Genomic DNA, 547 nt, shown 5'->3' with positions numbered 1-547 from the left:
TATGTGAAAGATGAACAAAAAGCAATCATTAACTATATCGAAAAAGATACAAATAAAGTGTTATCAGATCCGAAAGAAGAACGTGGTCAATCAGGTGAAACTATTCCGACAACATCATCAAATGAAAAAGTAAAAGATTTAATCAATAAAGGTTATGTCTTAGTAACGAATGGTTTTAATCCGGAAAATGAAACACCAACATTCGATAAAGATAAAAAAGAAGATCAGAGATTTACAATTGTCTTTACACCACGTATTGACGAAGTACCACCAACAGCTCCAAAAACATCAGGTACACCTGTAGATCCAAATAATGAAGATGGACCAAAATGGCCAGAAGGCTTGAAAGAATCAGATTTAAATAAAGTGATTAATCGTACAGTAACGTACACATATGAAAAAGCAGATGGTAAAGAAGCTTCACCAACATATAAAGATATGGTGAAATTTACAAGAACAGCGACAGTTAATCACGTTACAAAAGAAGTAACTTATGGACCATGGGTAGCTGAAAATAATGATAGTACATTTGATAAACATACATCAC

1 protein-coding gene is annotated in these 547 nt (G+C 32.7%); it reads left to right on the top strand.

The features are described 5' to 3' along the window. The coding region (locus tag AC5EAH_RS08210; protein WP_493494291.1) for a mucin-binding protein at positions 1 to 547 on the top strand (547 nt) is incomplete at both ends.

Source organism: Staphylococcus sp. B1(2026) (genome assembly GCF_058895785.1).
The sequence above is the reverse complement of the archived record's forward strand: the minus strand, read 5'-3'. Positions and strand labels throughout refer to the sequence as shown.